This is a genomic window from Litorisediminicola beolgyonensis (assembly GCF_042679605.1).
In the GTDB taxonomy this organism is placed as follows: Bacteria; Pseudomonadota; Alphaproteobacteria; order Rhodobacterales; family Rhodobacteraceae; genus Litorisediminicola; species Litorisediminicola beolgyonensis.
The window spans coordinates 47,725-69,514 of sequence record NZ_JBHTMU010000019.1; the positions used below are offsets into that span (position 1 = coordinate 47,725).

Below are 21,790 nucleotides of genomic sequence, written 5' to 3' on the forward strand. Positions count from 1 at the left end.
AGCTATGAAACTCAAGTCCATCTTGCTGGCCGGGGCGGTCGCCATAACCGCCGCCCTGCCGGCCGGCGCCCAGGATCTCGGCCTGAGCCGGATCAACGCCACCGTGCCCTTCGGCGAAGGCGGCGGCAGCGACACGCTGGTGCGCGCGGTCGCGCCCTACCTCTCCAGCGCCTTTGCCAACGAGCCGACCATCCTCGTGCGCAACGAGCCGGGCGGCGGCGGCATTCCGGCGTCGAACCGCTTTGCCAAGCGCGCCAACCCGGACGGGTCGGACTTCCTTGCCATGTCCTCGTCGATCTTCATCGCCAACACGCTCGGCGCCAAGCAGATCGATTTCACCATGGACGATTTCGTCCCGGTCTTCATCGCTCCGATGGCGCCGCTCTACTATGTCTCGCCCTCGACCGGGGCGACGGAGACGGGCGACGTCGCGGGGATAAAGGGCGCGAGCCTCGTCTTCGGCGGCGGGCGCCAGGACTCGGCCGATATCCTGACCGTGTTGTCCTTCGATCTTCTGGGCTTCGACGTGAAATCCGTCTGGGGCCTGGAGCGCGGGGGCGGCCGGATCGGCTTCGAGCGCGGCGAGTTCAATGTCGACCACCAGACCACCGCCGCCTACCTGCGGAGCGTCCAGCCGCTGGTCGACGAGGGCAAGGCGGTCACGCTGATGGCGGGCGGCGTCATCGCCCCCTCGGGCGAGATCGTGCGCGACCCGAACTTCCCCGACGTGCCGACCTTCATCGAGCTCTACGAAGAGGTCCACGGCGCGCCGCTGAGCGGACCGGCCTACGAGGCCTATTACGCCCTGACCAGCGCCGCGATCACCGTCGGCAAGGCGATCGTCCTGCCCTCCGCGGCCCCCTCCGAGGTCGTCGGTGCCTACAGCGCCGCCTTCGAGAAGGTCATCGCCAATCCCGAGTTCCGCGCCGCCAATGAAAAGGCGCTCGGCGGGTACGAGCTTTATACCGGCGCGGATGCGCAGGCGCTCTGCGGCACGGTGACCGGCATGTCGCCCGAGGCGCGCGCCTGGCTCGCGGATTGGTACGCCGAGACGGTCGGCTTCAGCCTCGCTCAATAACCAAGACTTGCCCGGACCGCGGAGGTCCGGGCCACCCAAGAGGATCTCGCATGACCGAGACGCAGACCACAGCGAAACCGCAACATACCGGGACCGCCATCCCCCTGCCCGAGGTGCCGCCGGGCGTCGAGGTGATCCGCGACGTGTCCTTCGGCGCGCACGAGCGGCAGGCCTATGACGTCTACCTGCCCGAAGGCGCGACGCGCCCCCTGCCCGTGGTGGTGTTTCTCCATCCCGGCGCATGGCAGCGCCGCGACAAGCGCGCGGTGCGCACCATGTTCGTGCTGGAGCACGGCTTCGCTCTGGTCAGCATCGGCTACCGCCTCGCGCAGCAAGCCCGGTTTCCGGCGCAGGTGCAGGACGTTAATGACGGGCTGCGCCATCTGCTCGACCACGCCGACGAGTACGGCATCGACCCCGACCGCATGGTGCTGGCGGGCACTTCGGCGGGGGCGCATCTGGCCTCTCTCGCGGTGTTGGCCAAGGACCACGCCGCCTTTCACCCGGTCGAGGGGCTCGCGCCGCGCGGGATCGTGTCGGTCTATGGCGCCTATGACATGCCGAAGCTTCTCGAGGGCGCCACGGATCTCTCGACAGACCATGTCAGCGCAGAGAGCCCCTTGGGTTTGATGTTCGGCGCCCCGCCGCTGACGCGCATGGACCTCCTGCGCGAGGTCAGCCCGGCGAGCTACATCCGGTCCGATGCGCCGCCCTTCCTCATTCTGCACGGGCGTGAGGATCACGTCCTGCCGTGGCAGCAAAGCGCGGAGTTCGCCACGCGCCTGATCGAGGCGGGCGTCAACACGACCCTGCAGGTCGTGCCGCATGTGGGTCACGGGGCCGAGGCCTTCCGCACCGGTCCCGTCGCCGACGAGATCACCGCCTTCGTCAAACGCGTGACGGACGCGTCCTAACCGGAGGCGTCCAGATAGGCTTGCGTGCGCGTGCGCAGCCGCTCGGCCTCGACCACAAGCCATTTGTGGAACAGTCGGGCGGCGCCGCGCCGCGCGCGCGACACCGGCTGCAACAGGACGATCGGCGAGGCCGCGTCGATGACGGTCGGGGCGGGCCGCACCAGGCGGCCCTCCCTCAGGTCCTGAAGCACCAGTTCCAGCTGGGCGATGGCCACCCCGTAGCCCGCCAGCGCCGCCTCGTAGACCAGCGTCGAGTTCGAGAACACCATGACGGGTTTCTTGTCGTCCGCGGAGAGACCGGCGGCCGCCATCCAGTTCGGCCAGTCCTCCATCCGGTTGCGAGAGGCGATCCGCGCGGTGCGCGAGAGGTCCACCTCGGGACCGAGCCGCTCGGCGACCGCGGGCGTGCAGACCGCCAGAAGGCGCGGCGTGAAGAGCGGCACGCGGGTGTAGTTCGGCGAGGTGTCCGGTCGCATGCTGAGCGCCATGTCGAGATCGCCCCACCCTGCATCGACGCTCTCGATCCCGGTCTCGAACTCGACCGAGATGTCCGGGTATTGCTCAGAGAACGCCTCGAGCCGCGGAATGAGCCAGCGGTTCGCCCAGGTCTGGTAGAGCTTGATCTTGACCGATGCGGACTCGGACCGCCCGGTGCCCTGTTCCAGGGCCTGCTCGATCTGCTCGAACGCGTCGGACAAGGTCCGCGCGATCTGCCGCGCCGCATCGTTCGGCTCGGACCGGTTGCCGTACCGGTGGAACAGCGACACGCCCAGCCGATCCTCGAGCCGCTTGATGTGCTGACTGACCGCGCCCGGCGTCACATGCAACTCGCGCGCCGCCGCATCGAAGGTCCCGAGCCGCACCACCGCCTCGAGATGGCGCAGGCCCTGAAGGTGCAGGCGGGACAATATGCTGGGCTTGGCGGGCATCATCTCGGAGGCGACTGGGGCTCTGGAAGCAATACAGTCGGTACGCGCGTTCGTATAGGCCGGCGGGGCGGCGAACCGCTGAGCTTCATGGTGGTGGTCAGGGCGGCGCGGGTGCGGTGATCTCGGGATAGTGTCCCACCGAATGGTATAGGAGCGCCAACCGTCGGAGAGGTTCGAGCGTGATCAGGTGGCCAAGGCAGGCAGCCTGACGTGGGGACTGTCGGTGACAACGGCACGAAACCACGCTTCCAGTCCCTCTTACCTGCCCAAAGCCGTTTTCCATGCGGAGAGAAAACTCTGTCGTTTGAGCTCGTCCAGATGGGTCAGCAGGCTGGGTGTCAACCGTATCGGAAGGAACGTCCCGATCCGGTCCTGGATCTGTCTGCCGATCTGAGTGGATGGCGGTTGTGGTTGAACAAGTGGCAGCAGCGGAGTTCGGTCCGCAATGATCCGTTGACCCTCTGCCGAAAGAAGAAATGTGATGAATTGTGCCGCCAATTCCGCATTCGGCGCCCGCATCGGCACGAACGCGGTACGCGACATCACCAGGTTGTAGTCGTCGAAGAAATGGAGGCCGAGATGCGAATCGGTCTCGACCTGCTCTGACACGTATGACCCGATGGCGTTGAAGGCGAAGGCCAGCTCCCCCTGCGCCGTTGCCGCGACCATGTCGGAGGTGCAGCAGAAGGTCTTGAGATTGGTGCGGCCCAGATTCTCGAAGAGGCGCAGAACCTGCGGACCCTGTAGACTGTCCTGCGTTGCGTAGAGATATCCGATGCCCGAGGCGACCACGTCATAGGTTCCGATCCTGCCGTGGAAGCGCGCCTCGTTTTCGCGCACGAACGTGGCGAGGTCGCGATGGGTGACCGGAAGCTCTGACGCGGCGACGGCCCGCGTGTCGTAGACCATCACGGCCGGCTCGAAGGTAAAACCGAAGATCTCGGACCGCCAGGTGGCCCAATCGGGCGGGCTGACCTGCGGCGGCAGCTGGATGCGGCGGGCAAGGCCTCGATTGACCAGATCGACCTGCAGATCCATCGCTGAGGATATGACGACATCGGGTGGTGTCGCGCCGTCAAGCGCCAGCATGGCTTCGTAGAGATCGACGGTCTGGAACTCCACGTAGTCAATCTCTGCGCCCGGCGTTTCGGCCAAAAACGCGGCGATCAGGGGCTGCATGGCGGGGGTGTCCGTCGCGCTGAAAATCCGCAGCGTCTGGGCGAGCCCTGCGGAAGGCTGCGCGGCGACGAGGACAAAGAGCAGCAAGAAGGCCGCGATGCGCTGGAAGATCAGGGTCACGTCGAGACCGCCAAGGCGGGAGCGGCGCAGGATCAGCTCGGCCCCGTGCCCCTCGGCGACCGCTTTCACGATGGAAAGACCGAGGCCCGAGCCCATCGTCTTCTCGGATAGTGAGGTGAAGCGTTCGGCGGCGCGGTGGAGATCAGCGTCGGGGATTCCGGGGCCTGCATCCTCGACGCTGAGGCGGATATCGCTGTCGGTCGCGGCGAGGGTGATCGTGATCGTGTTGTCGGGCGGGCCATGGCGCAGGGCGTTTTCGATCAGGTTGCGCAGCGCCTCCCGGATCGAGACCGCATCTCCGCAGATCATGTCCTCGCCTTCCTTGATCTCGTCGCCGTTGAACGACAGGGCGACATCGCGCATCCGGCTGTCGCGCAGGCTTTCGGCCAGGATATCGCGCACCAGCGGTCGCAGCGCGAGCGGCTGGAGCGTTGCGCCGTCGGAGCGGTGAATGACCATCGCGTTGGCCAGAAGCTGGTTCGTCAGGCGCACGGTGCGCGCGGCCTGCCTGTCCGCCTTGATCAGACGCGAGCGCATCTTTTCGGGGTCTTTCTCATCCGCGGCGAGGGAGAGATGGCCCTGCACCGCCGACAGAGCGGTGCGCGTCTGGTGGGCGACATCGGCGATGAAGGTCTCGGTCAGCGTGCGATTGCGGCGCAGGCTTTCGATGAAGCCGTTGATCGCGTCGAAAAGCCCGCGGATTTCGCGCGGCGGTGCGCCCTGCACCAGTCCGAGGTCCGAAGGTTCGCGATGCGCGAGGTCGGACGCGATCTGCCGCAAGGGTGAGAGCGAGGTCCGGATCGCGACCCAGACGAAGCCGAGACCGATCAGCGACAGCACCGCGAGACCGGCAAGGCCCGTGGAGAAGAGCGAGATTTGCTGCTCGGTGCGCCATTCGACCGTCTGCCCGACCTGCACCGCCACCCATTGCCGTCCCTGTGCCATAGCCAATTGGCGGCCCTGAAGGGCAAAGCGGAAATCCGTGCCGTCATGGCGCATGTCGAAAAACTCGGGCGTCGCGGTCAGGCGCAGATCGGGCGGCGCGGGCAGGTCCTCGGCGCCTGTGATCGTGCGTTCGCCGGGAACGAAGACCCGGTAGGTCACCCGGTCGACCGGGTTGAGCGAGAGGATCTCCATCGCAGAGTTCGGCAGGTCCACCGTGATGCCATCGGGGCTCACGGACATCCGTTCGAGGATCGAGAGCGCGGCCCCGGCGAGAAGCAGATCATGCGTCTGGTTCGCCGCGTTGCGCGAATAGGTCCAGAGCAGAAGCGAAATCAGAACCAGCAGGATCGCGAACCCCGCGGCCATGGTCACGAGAAGCCGCCTCTGAAGCGAATGGCCCGCGCGGTCAGTCATCGTCCGAGAGATAGGCCATGTAGCCGAGGCCGCGCGCGGTCTTGATGACCAGTGGCGTGCCTTCCAGCTTGCGGCGCAGGCGCGTGACGAGCTGTTCCACCGCGTTCATGCTGGGCGCTTCCTCGAAGGTGTAGAGCCGGTCGGCCACCTCCTCCTTGGTCAGCATCCGTCCCATGTTGTCGATCATGATCTCCAGAAGCTGAACCTCGCGCGCCCGCATCTGCGCGTCTTTCCCGTCGATGGTCGCGCGTTTGGCGGCGCGGTCGAAGGTCAGGGCTCCAGCGGAGAAGATATTGCTGGCCTGACCCGAGCGGCGGCGCGCCAGGACCCGGCAGCGTGCGGACAGCTCGCGGAAATCCACCGGCTTGATCATGTAGTCATCCGCGCCCGCGTCGAGGCCGATCACGCGGTCGTCGATCTGGCTGCGGGCGGTCAGGATGATCACCGGCGTCTCGTCCGAGCGGCTGCGCAGCGAGCGCAGGATCTCGTAGCCGCTTCGGCCCGGCAGGTTCACGTCGAGAAGCACCAGGTCGAACTTGAAGTGACGCAGCAGCTCGTTGGCCTCGTTGCCATCCCGTTCGCGGTCGACCGAATGCCCCTCGGACCGGAGCCGGTCGATGATCGTCTCCGCGAGGTCGTCATTGTCTTCCACAAGCAACATGCGCATGGCGGCAAACTAGCAGCGCCGGGACAAGCCGGGAAGCAGGGCGAAGAGGTGCCCGGCCCGAGTCAGCGTCCTGTCAGCTTCGCGTCAGGACCCATTCAGGCTGCTCCGCGATACACGGGCTCATGTCGGGGGAGGACTCGGCACGCTTGAAATTTGGGAGGACATCCATGTCATTCGCACGCCTTGGCGCAACGATCCTTGTCGCCACGTCCGCTTTTGCCGCGCCCGCGTTCGCGCAGAGCCAGATCGACAACCCGGAATGCGTCGCGCCCGCAAACCCCGGTGGCGGCTTCGACCTCACCTGCCGCGTCGCGCAGACCGGCCTCGAGCCGCACCTGTCCGAGCCGGTTCAGGTCACCTTCATGCCCGGCGGCATCGGCGCCGTGGCCTACAACCTCTTCAACACCACGCGCACCGATGACGGCTCGGCCATCGTCGCCTTCTCGACCGGCTCGCTGCTGAACATCGTGACCGGCAAATACGGCGATTTCACCGAGAAAGACGTGCGCTGGGTCGGCACCGCGGGTGCGGATTTCGGCGCGGTCGTCGTGCGCAACGACAGCGATTACACCGATCTGAAGGGCCTGATGGACGATTTCGCCGCCGATCCGGCATCGGTCGTCGTGGGCGCGGGTGGATCCGTGGGCTCGCAGGACTGGATGAAGGGCGCGCTCTTGCTGCGCGAGGCGGGCGCCTCGCCGATGGACATGCGCTACGTGGCCTTCGACGGGGGCGGCGACGCCATCGCGGCGCTGCTCGGCGGCTCCATCGAGGTCTATATGGGTGACGTGGGCGAGATGGTTCCGCACATCGAATCCGGCCAGATGCGCATCCTCGGCGTGATGTCGCCCGAGCGTCTGGACGCGCCGTTCGCGGAGATCCCGACCGCGATGGAGCAAGGCTACGACGTCGAGTGGACGATCATGCGCGGCTTCTACATGGGCGGCGAGGTGTCCGACGAGGATTACCAGAAATGGGTCGATGCCTTCGAGGCGGCCTATGCCACCGAAGAGTTCGCAGCCGTTCAGAAAGAGCGCGGTCTTCTGCCGCTGAACCTGGCGGGTGACGCGCTGACCGACCGGATCGCGCAGAGTGTCGCGACCCTGCGCGAGATCGCGACCGAAGCCGGTCTGCTGGGCAACTGATCCTGATCTCTCTCCGGCCCGCGCCCTTCGGGGAGGCGGGCCGGTTTTCATCTGCCAATTCACCCCAGAAGTTGAGGAGACCGTCATGGTCGACCGCATTTTTGCCGGGGTGCTTCTGGTCGTGACGCTGGCCTACGCGGTCATCGCCTTCACTGCCATCAAAGCCCCGTTCCAATACGATCCGCTTGGCCCCGAAAGCTGGCCGCGGATCCTGTCGCTCGTCGCGATCGCGTGCCTTCTCGTGATCCTGTGGAAACCCGACGCCACTGATATGGGCGTCACGCGCAGCACCTGGTTCCGCCTTGCGGCCACGCTCATCCTGCTCTGCGCCTATGCCGAGCTCTACGAGCCGCTGGGGTTCATCCTGTCGACCATCCTCTTCGGCACCGTGCTTTGCGCCATGCTGGGGGCCGGCATCGTGCGCGCTCTGGTCTTCGGCGTGTCCGCCGGTGTCGCGGGATACCTGCTCTGCGTGACCTTGCTCGAGCTGAACCTGCCCGAGGGTGAGTTGATCGAGTACCTGATGGCCGCCTCCGACCAACAAGGAGCTTCGTGATGGACGCCGTGTTTTCCGGGCTTGCGACGGGCTTTGGCGTCGCGCTCGATCCCTTCAACCTGTTCCTCGTCCTCGCGGGCTGCTTCGCGGGCACGCTGATCGGCGCGCTGCCGGGCCTCGGGCCGATCAATGGCGTCGCGATCCTGCTCCCCATCGCCTACGGCCTGGGCTTCGGGCCGGAATCCGCGCTGATCCTGCTCGCAGGCATCTATTACGGCGCCGAATATGGCGGGCGGATCTCCTCGATCCTGCTGAACGTGCCGGGCGATGCGGGCGCGGTGATGACCACGCTCGACGGCAACCCGATGGCCCGAAACGGCGACGCGGGCCGGGCGCTGTCGCTCTCGGCGGTCGCGTCCTTCATCGGCGGCACCTTCGCGGTGATCCTGATGTCGCTTTTCGCGCCGCTTCTGGCCTCCTTCGCCGTCACCTTCTCGCCTGCCGATTACGTGGCGCTGATGGTCTTCGCCTTCGCCTCGCTCGCCTCTCTGGTCGGCAAGTCGACGGTCAAGACGCTCCTGGGCGCGACCATCGGCCTGATGCTGGCGACCATCGGCATCGACGCCAATACCGGCGTGCCGCGCTACACCTTCGGCATCCCGGATATCCTGGCGGGCATCGACTTCCTGATCGTCGTGGTGGGACTCTTCGGCATGGCCGAGCTCCTGACGCTGGTCGAGCATCAGGTGTCCGGCAAGCTGAAATCCCTGCCCGTGGACAAGAGCTTCGTGCGCTGGGCCGATCTGGTGAAATGCAAATGGACCATCGCCCGCGCCTCGGTCATCGGCTTTTTCATCGGCATCCTGCCCGGCACAGGCGCCTCCGTGGCCTCGGCGGTCGCGTACGGGACCGAGAAGCGCATCTCCGACACGGAGAAGACCTTCGGCACCGGTGATATCCGCGGTCTGGCCGCTCCCGAAGCGGCGAACAACGCCGCGGCGGGCGGGGCGATGGTGCCGATGCTGACGCTGGGCATCCCCGGCTCGGGCACGACGGCGATCCTTCTGGGCGCGCTTTTGATGTTCAACATCCAGCCCGGTCCGATGATGTTCACCCAGCGGCCTGAAGTGGCCTGGGGCCTGATCGCGTCGATGTATATCGGCAACGTCGCGCTTCTGGTGATCAACCTTCCGCTCGTGGGGCTCTTCGCCCGGATGCTGACGATCCCGCAGCACTACCTGACGCCGCTGATCGCGATCCTGGCCTTCATCGGGATCTACACCATCGTCGGCAACCCGTTCGACCTGCTCTTGATCACCGGGCTCGGTGTCTTCGGATGGTTCCTGCGCAAGCTCGACTTCAGCCTCGCGCCGGTCATCCTGGGCTTCGTTCTGGGCTCGCTGTTCGAGAACAACCTGCGCCGGGCGCTGTCGATCTCGGGGGGGGACTGGGCGATCCTGGTTCAGGACTACAAGAGCGTCACGCTCTATGTCCTCGCCATCCTGGTGGTGGTCGCGCCGATCTGGCTGGCCCGCCGGGCACGGAAGTTGGAAGGCGACGCCACGTCCCGAGGCTAGACACATGTCGAACGCAAAACCTTACGCGGTCACGCTTGTGATCGCCTTTGCGGGGGCGGCTTTGGCCGCCCTTGCGGGCATTCCGGCCGGTGCCCTGATCGGCAGCACGGTCGCTGTCGTCGCCTTGGCTGCGACGGGTCAGCGCGTTGGCCTGCCCACCCGTTTGCGTGATATCGCCTTCGCGAGCATCGGCGTGTCACTCGGCTCCGGGATCGACGAACGGATTTTCGATCAGGTCGAGGTCTGGGCGGTCAGCCTTGCGATCCTCGTGGCCTCGCTGGTGGCAACTATTGCCCTCGGTCGCCTGGTCCTGACACGCGCCTTCGGTCTCGACACCCAGACCGCAACTCTGGCCAGCTCTCCCGGCACGATGTCCAATGCAATTGCAATCGCAGCGGAGGGACACGGGGACGCGACGGCTGTCATGTTCCTGCAATTGATGCGTCTTCTCATCTTGGTGGTTTCGGTCCCGCCTCTGGCCTACGTGCTGGAGGGATCGGCGTCAGAAGTGACGGTTGCAGGCGACGCCATGCCGGTTCCCGTTCTGGTCGGTCTGGTCGCATTGTCGACCGGTTTGGGTCTGCGGGGCGCGCGCGCAGGCCTGCCTGCCGCAGCCCTTCTGGCCGGGATGCTCGCCAGCGCGTCCGCGCATGCCACCGGGCTCGTCCACGGATCATCACCGTCGTGGCTGCTCTTTGCGGCCTTCGCCATCACCGGGGCAGTGCTGAGCAGCAGATTGAGCCGGGTCACTGCGGCGCAGGTAAAGCACAACCTTCTGGCAGGCGCATCCGTCGTGGCGACGGCTTTGATCCTGTCGCTGGTCTTTGCGTGGATCGCTCAAAGCGCAACCGGGCTGCCCTTCGCCCGAGTCTGGATCGCCTACGCGCCCGGAGGGGTCGAGGCCATGGCCGCCATCGGTCTGTCCCTGGGCTACGATCCGGCCTATGTCGCGGTGCATCACTTCGCGCGCATCCTCGCACTGGTCGTGATCGTCCCGATCGCACTGCGCCTGTAGGTACCGCAGGCCATGCCCGGCGCCTGCCCTCCAAAGTCGCTTGAGCAGGTGTTGTTAAGAGCGCGAAAACACAGATCCCGAGCATCACTCGTCGAACTCAGCAGTCGTCTCAAATAGCGACATGCCGCGACTTGGTGCCGATATTGCCTGTCCGGCTTTCATAGGCTGCACGATGAACCGGACTTTTTTCCGCAGGCTTCAGGCGATCCAGGGTCGGGGAGCAGCGCAATTGCAGGTGTCAGTCTTCGCCGGGGTAACGCTGTTGGCGATGGCCCGCGCGGGTAGAAGAGCTGCTTCCCCACCGCGAGATGATTTGGGAAAGCGCGGTTTCGGAGTCGGTGATGAAGGGCTGAATGTCGGACAGGAGCACTCGTCATGCTCCTCACCGAACCGCCCGCCCTCCGTGCTCGCCGCTCTTCGCGTCGCCTTGCTCGAAACACGCATAGCACAGCATCGCCCTTCAGAGACCGCGGCAAACACGAGCATGTCCTGCAAGCGCCAACCGACGGCATTCGCCGTGCTTTCAACCTCATCAATCGAAAACCCGAGGTCGACAAGCAGATGAGGCGAGACCATCGCCAGCCGCTCCAGTTCTTTAAGGGTCGCATCCTGTTCCCTTCCCCCTAACGGTCGAGGGAGAGAATTATTAGCGGCTTTCAGCAGCGCGGCGACCCAAGATGACATGCCATTTCCGGTGAATTTGGAGAGTGACATCGATATTACCTGAAAGACTTGGACTTCTCTTCAAACCTGCCTTTCGAAAGAGTTGCGCGCAAATCAGTTCTATGCACCATAAGGATTAGAAAAAGTGAGCCTACCGCCATGGCAAGACTTCCTCCCCTCAACGCGCTTCGCGCCTTCGAGGCCGCTGCGCGCCACGGCGGCTTCATTGGTGCGGCGGACGAGCTGAGCGTCACGCGCGGGGCCATCAGCCGACATGTCAAACTGCTTGAAGACAACCTCGGCGTGGCGTTGTTCGTGCGGCAGGCGCAAGGCGTTCGGTTGACCGAATCGGGTCGCCAATTGTTGCCCGTTCTAACGGAAGCCTTCGGCATGATCGCACGTGGAGCCGATCGGATCTCTTCAGATGCGTCCGAACTCCGCGTGATTTGTCCGCCTGGAACATCGATCCGTTGGCTGCTGCCAAAACTGGACGACTTTCGAAGGACGCATCCCGATATCAAGCTGCGGCTGACAACCGATTTCTACCCGGACGGCGGATTCAACAGGGTGGATGCCGATATCGGCTTCTCCGTGTCGAATTGGCCAAACCGACCCCGGGATATCGAGCATCTCGCGCTTTTTCCCGTGTCGCTGACACCCGCGTGTTCACCGTCCTATCGTGCGGAAAAATCCCTCTACCGGGTCAAAGATCTGGCGCGGTGCGAACTCCTCCATGAGGCGCGAGATCACGCGGACTGGACGGCTTGGATGGATGCCTTCCAGCCGAACGGCCTGGATCCCCGAAAAGGCCAGGACTTTCCGAACATCGATATCGCAACGAAGGCTGCCGTTATGGGCGTAGGTGTCGTGATCGCGAACATTGTCTTGTGTCACGAGGAGCTCGCCAGCGAGACCTTGGTCGCGCCTTTCCCGGATCTGGTCTGCGACTCCCCGCTGGGGAGCGTGTGTCTGATCGGAGCTGGCGACAAATGGACGAGCCCCAAGGTCGAGGCATTTAAAGCCTGGGCCTATGACATTGCAGCGGCGGATAGAGGTCTGAGCGTGCAATGGCCTGCGCGGTGAGTTGCCTGGCAGAGTGGCAGGGCCAAACACTGTGTAGACCTTGGAGAGGCACGCAGAGACTGTCGACCCTGCGCCCGGAACCGGACAGATCACCTCGCGGCCGACCGCCGAGCTTCGTGCCCTCGCAACAGAGGTCCGATCGCAGCCGATTCCGGACGTCTGCGAGGAGGGTCATCGCTGCAGTTCGGCGTCAACCTATCAGGCTGGCGCGGGAAACTTGATCTCGACGCGCATCCCATCCGAACCGTCTACGGTCAGCGTGGCGTCATACTGGAAGGTCAGCGTGCGGATCATGCGCCATCCGAGAGAGTTCGACCGCTCCGGACGCTCGGCATCTGCCGGCAGACCGACGCCATTGTCCGATATCACCAGCGTGATCCCATGTTCCAGATCGCCGGTGACCTCGACACGGATGCGTCCTTTGTCCCTGCCGACGAAGGCGTATTTGAAGGCGTTGGTGATGAGCTCGCCAATGATGAGCCCGATGTCGACGGCAAACCTGCTTTCGAGCTGCAGCGTGTCGCAGGACACTTCGATGCTGACGTTGACGGCACCTCCACTCAAGGCACGCTCCGTTGTGCCGGCGACATTGTGGAGCATCTCCGACAGGTCGATCTTTCCGACATCCGTGCTGCGCTGCATCAACTCGTGCGCCTTGGCCAGGGACCCGACCCGGACCTCCAGCTCAGCCAGGACCTGCTGGGTTTCATCCTGCTCGGCCTGCGACTTGCTCATGCGGATCAGCGCGACGATGAGTGCAAGGTTGTTGCCGGTGCGGTGGTGCAGTTCCTGCATGAGCAGGTCACGGTCGGCGATGCCCTCGCTCAACTCCCTATTCTGCTTGCTGAGAGCCGCCGTCGGGTCCTTGGCACTCAGGTCGTCCAACGCCTTCTTCGCCTGATCGATGAGCGCGGGGCTGGCTGGACACACATTCGACGGCTGGAACGCCGCGTCGATCTGCGTGCCCTCGTGACCGGTTTCGACGTCGAAGCGCTTGGCAATCCTTTGAACGCCGCGCAGCCCCAGACCCATGCCCGCCGATGAGGTCGGCGGGCCGTCGAGCGCGAGCTTCTCTCTCGGAATTCCCCGCCCCTGATCCGTCACGAGAACGCCAAGCGCCGGTTTGCCGTTCACCTCGGTCAGCGAGAAGGTCGCACGCCCCTTCTGCCCATGCTCGATGGCGTTCCGGCCAAGCTCGACCACGGCGGTCACAGTCCGGGTGCGCTCGAAGGGGCCGAACTGCAAGACGTCGGTCAACGTCATGGCCACCTCCCGCAGGCGAGCCACGTCGGTGCTTTTTTCGAGAGTCACCGTGGTGAGCTTCGAGATCTTCACTCCGCACGCTCCGAGTTGATGCGCATCACGACAATGCTGGCGTCGTCCCGGCCACGAAACGCGCGGTCGAGAAAGAACCCGGCGATCAGCACCGGGCTTTTCTTGAGAAGGCCGGGCGGGAAGTGCGCTTCCCGAAGCGTTTTCAGCCCATCGCTATGCAGGATCACGATGTCACCCGCCTCCAGTTGCGCGGCTTCCTCGTAGCCCCCCGTTGCGGCGCCGCCGATGCGACCATCTCGAACGGCCATACGGCGCACGCCCTGCGCGCTGATCAGCAAGGTCGAGATATTGCCGAGCCCGCAATAGCGCAGCTCCATCTGCGGCTTCGCGATATGCACCAATGCGGCCACGGCGCCGCGCCGCCCGACCAGCGCCTCGGTGATCTGCCGCATCAGCTTGCCTGGCTCGGACGACAGCCCGCCCGAGGCGAGAGCGGCGCTCGTGACCTCGGCGGCGGCCTCGGCGGCGGCGGGCCCATGGCCAAGACCATCGCAGAGCAGCACGTCGGTCGCCCCCGGGGTCTGACGTATCTGGAAATCGTCACCGCAGCGTTCCTCGTGCGGATGGCATACCCGCAGTCCGACCGCCTCGACCCCGATGTCCGCGTGGTCACCCCGCCCGCCAAAGGTGCAGGCGATGGTCGTCCCGTTTTCCGGCGAGCTGAAGATGTCGAAGCTGTCAGATAGACGCACGATGGCCCCGAGGCCGAGCCCCGCGGACTCGGTGGAGCTTTCACCATCCAGAAACATGCGATCGATGTCCGAGATCCCCGGCCCGCGGTCCGTGAAGATCATGGTGATCAGCCCGGCGCCGGGCGACCGCACCATCTCGATCAAGGCCCGGCCGCGCTCGGCGTAGCGAAGAATGTTCGTCGTCGCCTCCGTCGCCACGATCCCAAGCTCGTCGATGCGCGTTTCCGGAAGTCCGAGCTCCGCTCCATGGCGCCGCGCAAGCCGCCGGACAACGGCGACGGCGCTTCGATCATCAATCTCGACCCAATTGTTCATAACTTCACGCTCATGGAAACGGTCGTTCCCTGTCCGACCGCGGATCGGAGTTCGAACCCGTGTGAGAGCCGCTTGGCTCCGCCAAGCCCTCGGCCCAGCCCTTTCCCGGTCGTGTAGCCTTCGGTCATGGCCAGCGTCACATCTTCGATCCCCGGCCCCTCGTCCCGGCATTCGACGCGCAGATACGCGCCGCGTTCATCGATATAAATGGATATGTGACCACCACCACCGTGCACGATGGCGTTGCGAGCGATTTCGCTCACCGCAGTCACGAAACGAGTGATGCGCATCACCGAAAGTCCGCGTTCCTTGAGAATTCGCGCGACCGCCTGACGCGCTCTCACGACGTCCCGACTGGCTGTGAGCGTGATCTCCGCGAGCGCGGGCTTAACCGATGCCTCCCTGCGATCAGGCACGCCGCAACTGGGAGAGCGCATGGGTCAGGCTGAGCGCGGTTCGGGTCTCGGGAAGGTACATGCCCAACTCGACAAGCGTGACGGCCACCGCCGGGCGCATCCCGACGACATAGGTCTCAGCGGCCAGAAGCCGGGAGATCCCGGCCAACTGGGCGATGACCCGCCCGACAAAGGTATCGACGATCTCCAATGAACTGATGTCGAGGATCACGCCCTTGACGTTCTCCTTGGCAATTCGGATCGAGAGGGTCTCCTGCAACTCCACGATTTCAGTATCGCTGACGTCGTCGTGAATGGAGACGAGAAGCGCATTCTCGACCAGGTTGATGGACGTCACGCCCGACACCTTAGGAGGCCTCGCTGGTCTTGATCACATATCCGACCTTCTGCAGCGCATCGGAGAGCGCAGTGCGGATGCTCGATCGTGTCGAGACGGTGCCCACGTCGATGCCGAGTTGCACCATGGTCTGAGCGATCATCGGGCTGATTCCGCTGATGATGCATTCGGCTCCCATCAGGCGCACCGCGGCCGCGGCCCGCAGAAGGTGCTGCGCCACCTGCGTGTCGACGGTTCCGACGCCGGTGATATCCATGATCACCACCTCGGCCTGACGCTCGAGGATCGTCTGCAGCAAGTTTTCCATGACCTCCTGCGCACGGGCGGAATCCAACGTGCCGATCAGCGGCAGCGTCAGCACCCGGTCCCAGAGCTCCACCACCGGCGTCGACAGTTCGAGCATCTCCTGACGCTGACGCTCGATGATCTGGTCACGCTCGGCGATGAAAATCTCGTTGGTGTGGATCGCGAAGGCATCGACGAGCCGGGTGACCATCAGCACGTCGCGAATGAGCTTCCCGCCTTCGACGCCGGGCATCGCCTCGAGGCGCTTGAACAGCGGCTCCTTGAGCGCCAGCACGAAGGTTGCCATCTCGGTCGGCGTGACGCCGCGGCTGACGCGCTCTTTGCTGACATCTGCAAGGACGGCGCGAAGGTCTTCCCAGGCATCATCTTCGAGGTTGAACTCCTCGTTCACAACGCCGGCCCGAACGCCTTTCACGAAGGCTTTCAGAAGCTCCTGGTTCTGGGCGCGACTTTCAGAGTCGGAGAACAAGTCCGAGCGCTTCACGCCCTCCTTGACCTGAGAGCCAAGCCATTCTTCCACGACCCCCAGGAAATCGGTTTCGAGGATGGTCAGAATATTTGCCGTCGCGGTCTGCGGCATGTCGGTGAACCTCGGTTCGTTGTGGTGGGACGTGTAGGCCAATTATTAAATTTAAAGTCAACGCTCCCGGCAAGGGTTTCACGCCCTCGCAGGTCCTGGCAAACGCGCAATCTGAACGACCAAACGCTCCGAGCCCAAACCATCCGAGCCTGTTGTGCAGGGCATCCTGGAGCGTGGTCATATCCAGTGTCAGGTCCGTGACCATCCGCAGGGACTTCGAGGGTTCTTTCCTGAGCTGCGTCAACCGCTGAATCTCGGATACCCATCCCGGCATACCCGGCATAAATCTTCTTCCAGCGGTGAAGATTGTTTTCGCTGCGCCCCTCTTGCGTCAGAGCTCACCGACGGTCGTGCAGCGGTCTCCAGCGCGACCGCGAACGGCCACCTGTGCCTCGTTTCTTCGGAATCTCGGCACTCGTCTCGGCTCCGAAGTGGGCGTGAAAATTCGCTATCGGAACGGACCAATTGCATGGGTCAAAACCGCCTTGTATCGATCCCCAAGCAACGTATTAGAAGTGGCTGTCCGATACGGAGTCCCTCATGTCCATCCGCACGTCTATCGCTGAGATCCTTGACCGTGCGGTCACCCGGAATTTCATTACCGGTGTTATCTTGTTCAACGCCGTCGTGCTTGGGCTCGAGACCTCGGACCGTGTGATGGCGGTGGCGGGCAAGCTCGTCATCTTTCTCGATGTTCTGTGCCTCTCGGTCTTCGTAGTCGAGATAGCGTTGAAGATCTTTGCGCGCGGCCTCTCGTTCTTCCGCTCGGGATGGAACGTCTTCGATTTCGCAATCGTCGCCATCGCCCTGGTGCCTGCGACGCAAGGCTTGTCCGTCCTTCGGGCTCTGCGGATCCTGCGGCTTCTTCGGATCATCTCGGTCGCGCCCACCTTGCGCAGGGTCGTGGAGGGGTTCGTATCCGCCCTGCCCGGCATGGCATCGGTGTTTTTGCTGATGGCGCTCATCTTCTACATCGCGGCGGTCATGGCTACGAAGCTCTTCGGTGACGCGTTCCCGGAATGGTTCGGGTCCATTCCACACTCCGCGTATTCGCTCTTTCAGATCATGACATTGGAGAGCTGGTCCATGGGGATCGTGCGACCCGTGATGGCGGTCTATCCATACGCGTGGCTCTTTTTTGTGCCCTTCATCCTGGTCACGACCTTCGCTGTCGTGAACCTGGTTGTCGGACTGATCGTGAACAGCATGCAGGACGCGCACGCACAGGAGTCCAACGCCGCGACCGAGGACTACCGGGACGAAGTCCTCAAGCGCCTCGACGCGATCGAGCAACGCTTGGCACAGCGTAAGATCGCCGACGAATAATTTGGGGTCCTACCACAATGATTTCACATGCAGCCGCTGCGGAGCTTTGGCAGCCCGGACTGATTGTTCGAGCATGATCCGCCTCTGGTCCGTCGGTAAGATGCTTCCCGGTGAGGACGGTCGCTGGCCTAGAGCGCTAGTGTGGCCTGAGCGCGAGCTTGGAAAACCATTAAAGCATTGAAAATAGGCGCAGTTCGCCACCGCAAGGCATCTGGAAAAATCGATGTAAAGAGGGTGGTGGCGGAGGCTGTGGGATTCGAACCCACGGGACGCTTTCACGCCCAACGGTTTTCAAGACCGCCGCATTCGACCACTCTGCCAAACCTCCCGCGCGAGAGCACTTAGCGGCCAAGCCGCGCGGCTGTAAAGCGCCCCTCGGCAAAAACCGCGCGCACGATGCTCTGCGGGCTTCCCATGCGGGCGCGACACCGGTAGACTTCGCCAATCAACCGCGACCGAGGCGCGCGGAGCCCATATCTTGCGACACGCAGTTCAGACCGGACAACCGGCAGCGCGGCGCCAGAGGGGCGGGAGAGACAGGCAGCGGGACCCGAGCATGAGCAGCAGAATTACCCCTACCGACAGACAGACGACCGCGCGGCTCCGCATGGTGACCTGCGCCGCCGCACTGATGGCGCTGGCCGCCTGCGGCGAGAACGCGCCAGGCTTTCTCAAGGGCAAGGATGGCGGCAGCTCCGACACGGTGAGCCGCGCGGCCTCGTCCGGTGCGGCCGCCGAGCGCGATGTCGAGGCGCCGGAGGTCTTCCAGACCGCCGAGCCCGGTCTTTGGGACGGACGCCCCTCGCTTGGCGGGGTCTGGGTCGCGCATCCCGATGTGAGCGAGCCGGAGCGGGTCATCATCCGCAACGAGACCAACGGCCAGTTCGTCATCGGCGCCCTCTTCAAGCGCGAGCGCGAGACGCCGGGGCCGCGGCTGCAGGTGTCCTCGGACGCCGCCGCCGCCGTGGGCATGCTTGCGGGCCAGCCGACGCAGCTGAACGTGGTCGCGCTCCGTCGCGAGGAAGCGCCCGCAGCCGACCCCGCCACGCTGGCGCCGGTGGCCGAGACCATGAGCCTCGAGGAAGAGCTGGGCGCGCCCGGCGAGATCGAGAGCGCCGCGCTCGACCCGGTGACCGCCGGTGCCGCCGCGGCCCTGTCCGAGGCTCCCGCAGGGATCGAGGCTGCGGAGATGCCGCCGGCCGAGCCCGCGCCCGTCCAGGTCGCCGCCGCCGTTCCGGCCCCCCAGCCGGCCCCTGCCCCGGCCGTCACCTCGTCGCTCAAGAAGCCCTTCGTCCAGATCGGCATCTTCTCGGTCGAACAGAACGCCCGCAACACCGCCACCGCAATGCGGCAGGCGGGCATGGTTCCGACCGTCAAGGAGCAGAGCTCGGCGGGCAAGACCTTCTGGCGCGTGCTTGTCGGCCCCGCCACCACCAAATCCGAGATCGACACCCTTCTGTCCACCATCAAGGGGACCGGCTTCACCGACGCCTACGCCGTCACCGACTGAGCTCGTCCCCGGTTCACGGAGCCGCCCATGACCCGGACCCTGCGTTCCCCGTTCCTCGCGCTCGTCGCCTGGGCCGCGATGGCCCTGCCCGGCCACGCCTTCGACACCTCGGCCCGCGCGGCCTTCGTGCTCGACCAGACCACCGGCACGGTGCTTTTGGCCAAGAACGCCGACGAGGCACTGCCGCCCGCGTCGATGTCCAAGCTGATGACGCTCTACATGGCGTTCGAGGCGATCCGCGAGGGTCGGCTGACCCTCGATGAACGGCTGCCGGTCTCGTCGCACGCGATGTCCTATGGCGGCTCGACGATGTTTCTCGACACCACCGACCGGGTCAGGGTCGAGGATCTCCTGCGCGGCATCATCGTGCTCTCGGGCAACGATGCCTGCGCCGTGATCGCCGAGGCGCTGTCGCCCGATGGCACCGAGCGCGGCTTTGCCGAGCTGATGACCCGCCGCGCGCAGCAACTGGGCATGAGCAATTCGAGCTTCCGAAATTCGAACGGCTGGCCCGCCGAGGGCCACGTCATGTCGATGCGCGACCTCGCGCTTCTCGCCAATCACCTGATCACCGATTTCCCGCAATTCTACCCGATGTTCGCGGAGAAGAAGTTCGAGTTCGACGGGCGCGCCCCGCAGAACTCCTCGAACCGCAACCCGCTTCTTGGGCTCGGGATCGGGGCCGACGGGCTCAAGACCGGCCATACGCAAGAGGCAGGCTACGGGCTGGTGGGATCGGCCAAACAGGGCGAGCGCCGGGTGATCTTCGCGCTGACCGGGCTCGACAGCACCCGCGCCCGCGCCGAGGAAAGCGAGGCCATCGTCAACTGGGCCTTTCGCCAATTCGCCGAGGAGCAGGTGACCAAGGCGGGCGTCACGATCGCCCGGGCCGATGTCTGGATGGGCGCCGCCGATACCGTCGGGCTGATGACCGAGAAGGACACCGAGATGCTTCTGCCGGTCCTGACCGGCGGCGGGCTCGAGGCCGAGGTCGTCTATACCGGCCCGCTCGAGGCGCCGATCGAGAAGGGCCAGAAGCTCGCCGATCTCCTGATCCGCCCCGAGGGCCTGCCCGAGCATCGCGTGCCGCTCGTGGCCGCCGAAGCGGTGCCGCAGGGCGGCGTGCTGACGCGGCTGATGACGGTCTCGGGCGTCCTTTTCCGCCGCTTCACCGACGGCTCGACGGAGGCGATGTGAGCCGCAAGAGCGGCCTGTTCGTGAGCTTCGAAGGCATCGACGGATCGGGCAAGTCGACCCAGGCGCTTCTTCTTCACGACGCGCTCCGCGCCGAGGGGCGCGATGCGCTCCTGACGCGTGAGCCCGGCGGCTCGCCGGGCGCCGAGGAGATCCGCGCCCTGGTCCTGAACGGCGATCCCGACCGCTGGTCCGCCACCACCGAGCTTCTTCTCTTCACCGCGGCGCGGCGCGACCATGTCGAACGGGTGATCCGCCCCGCTCTCGCAGAGGGTCGGATCGTGATCTGCGACCGCTTCGCGGATTCCACCCGCGCCTATCAGGGCACCACGCGGGGCGATCTGCGCGACACGGTCGACAAGCTCCATGACCTCGTGATCGGGATCGAGCCGGACCTGACCTTCCTCGTCGACATGGACCCCGAGACCTCCTTTGCCCGCGCCGAGGCGCGCATCGGGTCCGAGAGCCGGTTCGAGAGCTTCGGCTCCGGGCTGCAGGCGCGGCTGCGCGCGATCTTTCTCGACATGGCCAAGGCGCATCCCGAGCGCTTCGAGGTGATCGACGGAGACCATCCGCCCGAGATCGTCGCGTCCGAGATCCGCGCCCGCCTCGCCGCCCGGCTGGAGGCCGCGTGAGCGATCTGCCCGAACCCGACCGCGTCGAGGGCGCGCCGCACCCGCGCGAGACGCGGGAGCTTCTGGGGCAGGGTGCCGCCCAAGGCGCGTTTCTCGATGCGTTCAGCGCCGGGCGGCTGCATCACGGCTGGCTCCTGACCGGACCGCGCGGGGTCGGCAAGGCGACGCTCGCCTGGCGCATCGCGCGGTTTCTTCTGGCGACACCCGATCCCGGCGAGGATGACGGCCTCTTCGGCGCCCCGCCCCCGCCCGAGACCCTCTCGATCCCCGAGGATCATCCGGTCATGGCCCGGACCCTGGCGCTCTCGGAGCCGGGGCTGTTCCTGCTGCGGCGGGGTCCCAACGACAAGGGCGACCGGCTCGCGGCCGAGATCCGTGTCGACGAGGTGCGCAAGCTCAAGAGCTATTTCGGCCTCTCCGCCGCCGATGGCGGGCGTCGCGTGGTGATCGTGGACGCCGCCGACGAGCTGAACACCGCCGCCGCCAACGCGATCCTCAAGCTTCTCGAGGAGCCGCCCGCGCGCACGACGCTGCTTCTGGTCTGCCATCAGCCCGCCCGCCTTCTGCCGACGATCCGCTCGCGCTGCCGCGAGCTGCGCCTTTCGCCGCTCGGGCCCGAGGACATGGCGCTCGCGCTCGACCGTGCGGGCGTGGCGCTGTCCGGCGCAGAGGCGCAATCGCTCGGTGTTCTCTCGGCGGGATCGGTCGGCGGCGCGCTCAGCCTCGCCAATCTCGACGGCCTCGCGCTTTACGGACAGCTCATGGCGGTTCTGGGCGACCTGCCCGATCTCGACCGGCCCCGGGCGCTGGCGCTCGCGGAAAGCGTCGCCGCGCGCGGGCAGGAAGCGCGGCTCGATCTCCTGATCTCGCTCACCGACCTCGCGCTCGCGCGGCTCGCCCGCGCCGGTGTCGCGGGCCC

General features: G+C 65.4%; 20 protein-coding genes and 1 tRNA gene. 12 read left to right on the plus strand and 9 right to left on the minus strand.

The genetic code is table 11. From position 1 onward, the window contains the following. The first annotated feature begins 4 nt into the window (after positions 1 to 4). A complete protein-coding gene (locus tag ACFQ4E_RS11955; protein ID WP_386803818.1) occupies positions 5 to 1,078 on the plus strand; it encodes a tricarboxylate transporter in 1,074 nt (357 codons plus the stop codon). A gap of 50 nt (positions 1,079 to 1,128) precedes the next feature. Continuing rightward, positions 1,129 to 1,992 (plus strand): alpha/beta hydrolase fold domain-containing protein, encoded by an 864-nt coding sequence (locus ACFQ4E_RS11960; RefSeq protein WP_386803820.1) that lies wholly within the window; start codon positions 1,129 to 1,131, stop codon positions 1,990 to 1,992. Here ACFQ4E_RS11960 and ACFQ4E_RS11965 read toward each other — a convergent pair. The 3 genes from ACFQ4E_RS11965 to ACFQ4E_RS11975 form a co-directional block, all read right to left on the minus strand. Further along, positions 1,989 to 2,900, minus strand: a complete 912-nt coding sequence (locus tag ACFQ4E_RS11965) for a LysR substrate-binding domain-containing protein (RefSeq protein ID WP_386803822.1) — start codon at positions 2,898 to 2,900, stop codon at positions 1,989 to 1,991. The genes ACFQ4E_RS11960 and ACFQ4E_RS11965 overlap by 4 nt on opposite strands. A 279-nt stretch (positions 2,901 to 3,179) precedes the next feature. Continuing rightward, positions 3,180 to 5,579, minus strand: a complete 2,400-nt coding sequence (locus tag ACFQ4E_RS11970) for a sensor histidine kinase (protein WP_386803824.1) — start codon at positions 5,577 to 5,579, stop codon at positions 3,180 to 3,182. Next, on the minus strand, positions 5,572 to 6,246 hold the full coding sequence (locus tag ACFQ4E_RS11975; protein ID WP_386803826.1) for a response regulator transcription factor: 675 nt from the start codon (positions 6,244 to 6,246) through the stop codon (positions 5,572 to 5,574). The genes ACFQ4E_RS11970 and ACFQ4E_RS11975 overlap by 8 nt, the downstream gene beginning before the upstream one ends. Positions 6,247 to 6,413: 167 nt before the next feature. Between ACFQ4E_RS11975 and ACFQ4E_RS11980 the strand changes: the two genes are divergently transcribed. The 5 genes from ACFQ4E_RS11980 (at position 6,414) to ACFQ4E_RS12000 (ending at position 12,225) form a co-directional block, all read left to right on the plus strand. Then, positions 6,414 to 7,391, plus strand: a complete 978-nt coding sequence (locus ACFQ4E_RS11980) for a Bug family tripartite tricarboxylate transporter substrate binding protein (RefSeq protein WP_386803828.1) — start codon at positions 6,414 to 6,416, stop codon at positions 7,389 to 7,391. A gap of 85 nt (positions 7,392 to 7,476) precedes the next feature. Then, entirely contained in the window at positions 7,477 to 7,947 is a 471-nt protein-coding gene (locus tag ACFQ4E_RS11985) for a tripartite tricarboxylate transporter TctB family protein (RefSeq protein ID WP_386803829.1), read from the plus strand. Next, on the plus strand, positions 7,947 to 9,464 hold the full coding sequence (locus ACFQ4E_RS11990) for a tripartite tricarboxylate transporter permease (protein WP_386803831.1): 1,518 nt from the start codon (positions 7,947 to 7,949) through the stop codon (positions 9,462 to 9,464). Before ACFQ4E_RS11985 ends, ACFQ4E_RS11990 begins: the two co-directional genes overlap by 1 nt. A 37-nt stretch (positions 9,465 to 9,501) precedes the next feature. Beyond that, positions 9,502 to 10,479 (plus strand): AbrB family transcriptional regulator, encoded by a 978-nt coding sequence (locus tag ACFQ4E_RS11995; RefSeq protein ID WP_386803833.1) that lies wholly within the window; start codon positions 9,502 to 9,504, stop codon positions 10,477 to 10,479. Between the two features lie 822 nt (positions 10,480 to 11,301). Then, positions 11,302 to 12,225 carry a LysR substrate-binding domain-containing protein gene (locus tag ACFQ4E_RS12000; RefSeq protein ID WP_386803835.1) on the plus strand — a complete coding sequence of 308 codons (924 nt, stop codon included), beginning with the start codon at positions 11,302 to 11,304 and terminating at the stop codon, positions 12,223 to 12,225. A gap of 198 nt (positions 12,226 to 12,423) precedes the next feature. Here the strand turns inward: ACFQ4E_RS12000 and ACFQ4E_RS12005 are convergent, their stop codons facing one another. The 5 genes from ACFQ4E_RS12005 to ACFQ4E_RS12025 are packed head-to-tail and all read right to left on the minus strand — an operon-like array spanning position 12,424 to position 16,206. Further along, a complete protein-coding gene (locus ACFQ4E_RS12005; protein WP_386803837.1) occupies positions 12,424 to 13,560 on the minus strand; it encodes an ATP-binding protein in 1,137 nt (378 codons plus the stop codon). Then, a complete protein-coding gene (locus ACFQ4E_RS12010; RefSeq protein ID WP_386803839.1) occupies positions 13,557 to 14,567 on the minus strand; it encodes an ATP-binding protein in 1,011 nt (336 codons plus the stop codon). Before ACFQ4E_RS12010 ends, ACFQ4E_RS12005 begins: the two co-directional genes overlap by 4 nt. Beyond that, positions 14,564 to 15,004, minus strand: coding sequence for an ATP-binding protein (locus ACFQ4E_RS12015; RefSeq protein ID WP_386803840.1), 441 nt, complete (start codon positions 15,002 to 15,004; stop codon positions 14,564 to 14,566). The genes ACFQ4E_RS12010 and ACFQ4E_RS12015 overlap by 4 nt, the downstream gene beginning before the upstream one ends. Next, positions 14,976 to 15,320, minus strand: a complete 345-nt coding sequence (locus ACFQ4E_RS12020; RefSeq protein ID WP_386803842.1) for an STAS domain-containing protein — start codon at positions 15,318 to 15,320, stop codon at positions 14,976 to 14,978. Before ACFQ4E_RS12020 ends, ACFQ4E_RS12015 begins: the two co-directional genes overlap by 29 nt. Before the next feature lie 10 nt (positions 15,321 to 15,330). After that, positions 15,331 to 16,206 (minus strand): STAS domain-containing protein, encoded by an 876-nt coding sequence (locus ACFQ4E_RS12025; RefSeq protein WP_386803844.1) that lies wholly within the window; start codon positions 16,204 to 16,206, stop codon positions 15,331 to 15,333. A gap of 540 nt (positions 16,207 to 16,746) precedes the next feature. Here ACFQ4E_RS12025 and ACFQ4E_RS12030 point away from each other — a divergent pair. Continuing rightward, entirely contained in the window at positions 16,747 to 17,532 is a 786-nt protein-coding gene (locus tag ACFQ4E_RS12030; RefSeq protein WP_386803846.1) for an ion transporter, read from the plus strand. Between the two features lie 238 nt (positions 17,533 to 17,770). Here ACFQ4E_RS12030 and ACFQ4E_RS12035 read toward each other — a convergent pair. Continuing rightward, positions 17,771 to 17,860: transfer RNA gene (locus ACFQ4E_RS12035), tRNA-Ser, on the minus strand. 228 nt (positions 17,861 to 18,088) lie between these two features. On the opposite strand from ACFQ4E_RS12035, the gene ACFQ4E_RS12040 reads away from it, so the two are divergent. The 4 genes from ACFQ4E_RS12040 to ACFQ4E_RS12055 all read left to right on the plus strand — a co-directional run. After that, a complete protein-coding gene (locus ACFQ4E_RS12040; RefSeq protein ID WP_386803848.1) occupies positions 18,089 to 19,042 on the plus strand; it encodes an SPOR domain-containing protein in 954 nt (317 codons plus the stop codon). 27 nt (positions 19,043 to 19,069) lie between these two features. Next, a complete protein-coding gene (locus ACFQ4E_RS12045; RefSeq protein ID WP_386803851.1) occupies positions 19,070 to 20,239 on the plus strand; it encodes a D-alanyl-D-alanine carboxypeptidase family protein in 1,170 nt (389 codons plus the stop codon). Continuing rightward, positions 20,236 to 20,871, plus strand: a complete 636-nt coding sequence (tmk, locus tag ACFQ4E_RS12050; RefSeq protein ID WP_386803852.1) for a dTMP kinase — start codon at positions 20,236 to 20,238, stop codon at positions 20,869 to 20,871. The genes ACFQ4E_RS12045 and tmk overlap by 4 nt, the downstream gene beginning before the upstream one ends. Beyond that, the coding region (locus tag ACFQ4E_RS12055; RefSeq protein WP_386803853.1) for a DNA polymerase III subunit delta' at positions 20,868 to 21,790 on the plus strand (923 nt) is incomplete at its 3' end. The genes tmk and ACFQ4E_RS12055, both read left to right, overlap by 4 nt.

Coding starts and splice junctions, on each gene's coding strand:
- ACFQ4E_RS11955 (WP_386803818.1), top strand. CDS start 5: ATGAAACTCAAGTCCATCTTGCTGGCCGGGGCGGTCGCCATAACCGCC.
- ACFQ4E_RS11960 (WP_386803820.1), top strand. CDS start 1,129: ATGACCGAGACGCAGACCACAGCGAAACCGCAACATACCGGGACCGCC.
- ACFQ4E_RS11970 (WP_386803824.1), bottom strand. CDS start 5,579: ATGACTGACCGCGCGGGCCATTCGCTTCAGAGGCGGCTTCTCGTGACC.
- ACFQ4E_RS11975 (WP_386803826.1), bottom strand. CDS start 6,246: ATGCGCATGTTGCTTGTGGAAGACAATGACGACCTCGCGGAGACGATC.
- ACFQ4E_RS11980 (WP_386803828.1), top strand. CDS start 6,414: ATGTCATTCGCACGCCTTGGCGCAACGATCCTTGTCGCCACGTCCGCT.
- ACFQ4E_RS11985 (WP_386803829.1), top strand. CDS start 7,477: ATGGTCGACCGCATTTTTGCCGGGGTGCTTCTGGTCGTGACGCTGGCC.
- ACFQ4E_RS11990 (WP_386803831.1), top strand. CDS start 7,947: ATGGACGCCGTGTTTTCCGGGCTTGCGACGGGCTTTGGCGTCGCGCTC.
- ACFQ4E_RS12000 (WP_386803835.1), top strand. CDS start 11,302: ATGGCAAGACTTCCTCCCCTCAACGCGCTTCGCGCCTTCGAGGCCGCT.
- ACFQ4E_RS12010 (WP_386803839.1), bottom strand. CDS start 14,567: ATGAACAATTGGGTCGAGATTGATGATCGAAGCGCCGTCGCCGTTGTC.
- ACFQ4E_RS12015 (WP_386803840.1), bottom strand. CDS start 15,004: ATGCGCTCTCCCAGTTGCGGCGTGCCTGATCGCAGGGAGGCATCGGTT.
- ACFQ4E_RS12025 (WP_386803844.1), bottom strand. CDS start 16,206: ATGCCGCAGACCGCGACGGCAAATATTCTGACCATCCTCGAAACCGAT.
- ACFQ4E_RS12030 (WP_386803846.1), top strand. CDS start 16,747: ATGTCCATCCGCACGTCTATCGCTGAGATCCTTGACCGTGCGGTCACC.
- ACFQ4E_RS12040 (WP_386803848.1), top strand. CDS start 18,089: ATGAGCAGCAGAATTACCCCTACCGACAGACAGACGACCGCGCGGCTC.
- ACFQ4E_RS12045 (WP_386803851.1), top strand. CDS start 19,070: ATGACCCGGACCCTGCGTTCCCCGTTCCTCGCGCTCGTCGCCTGGGCC.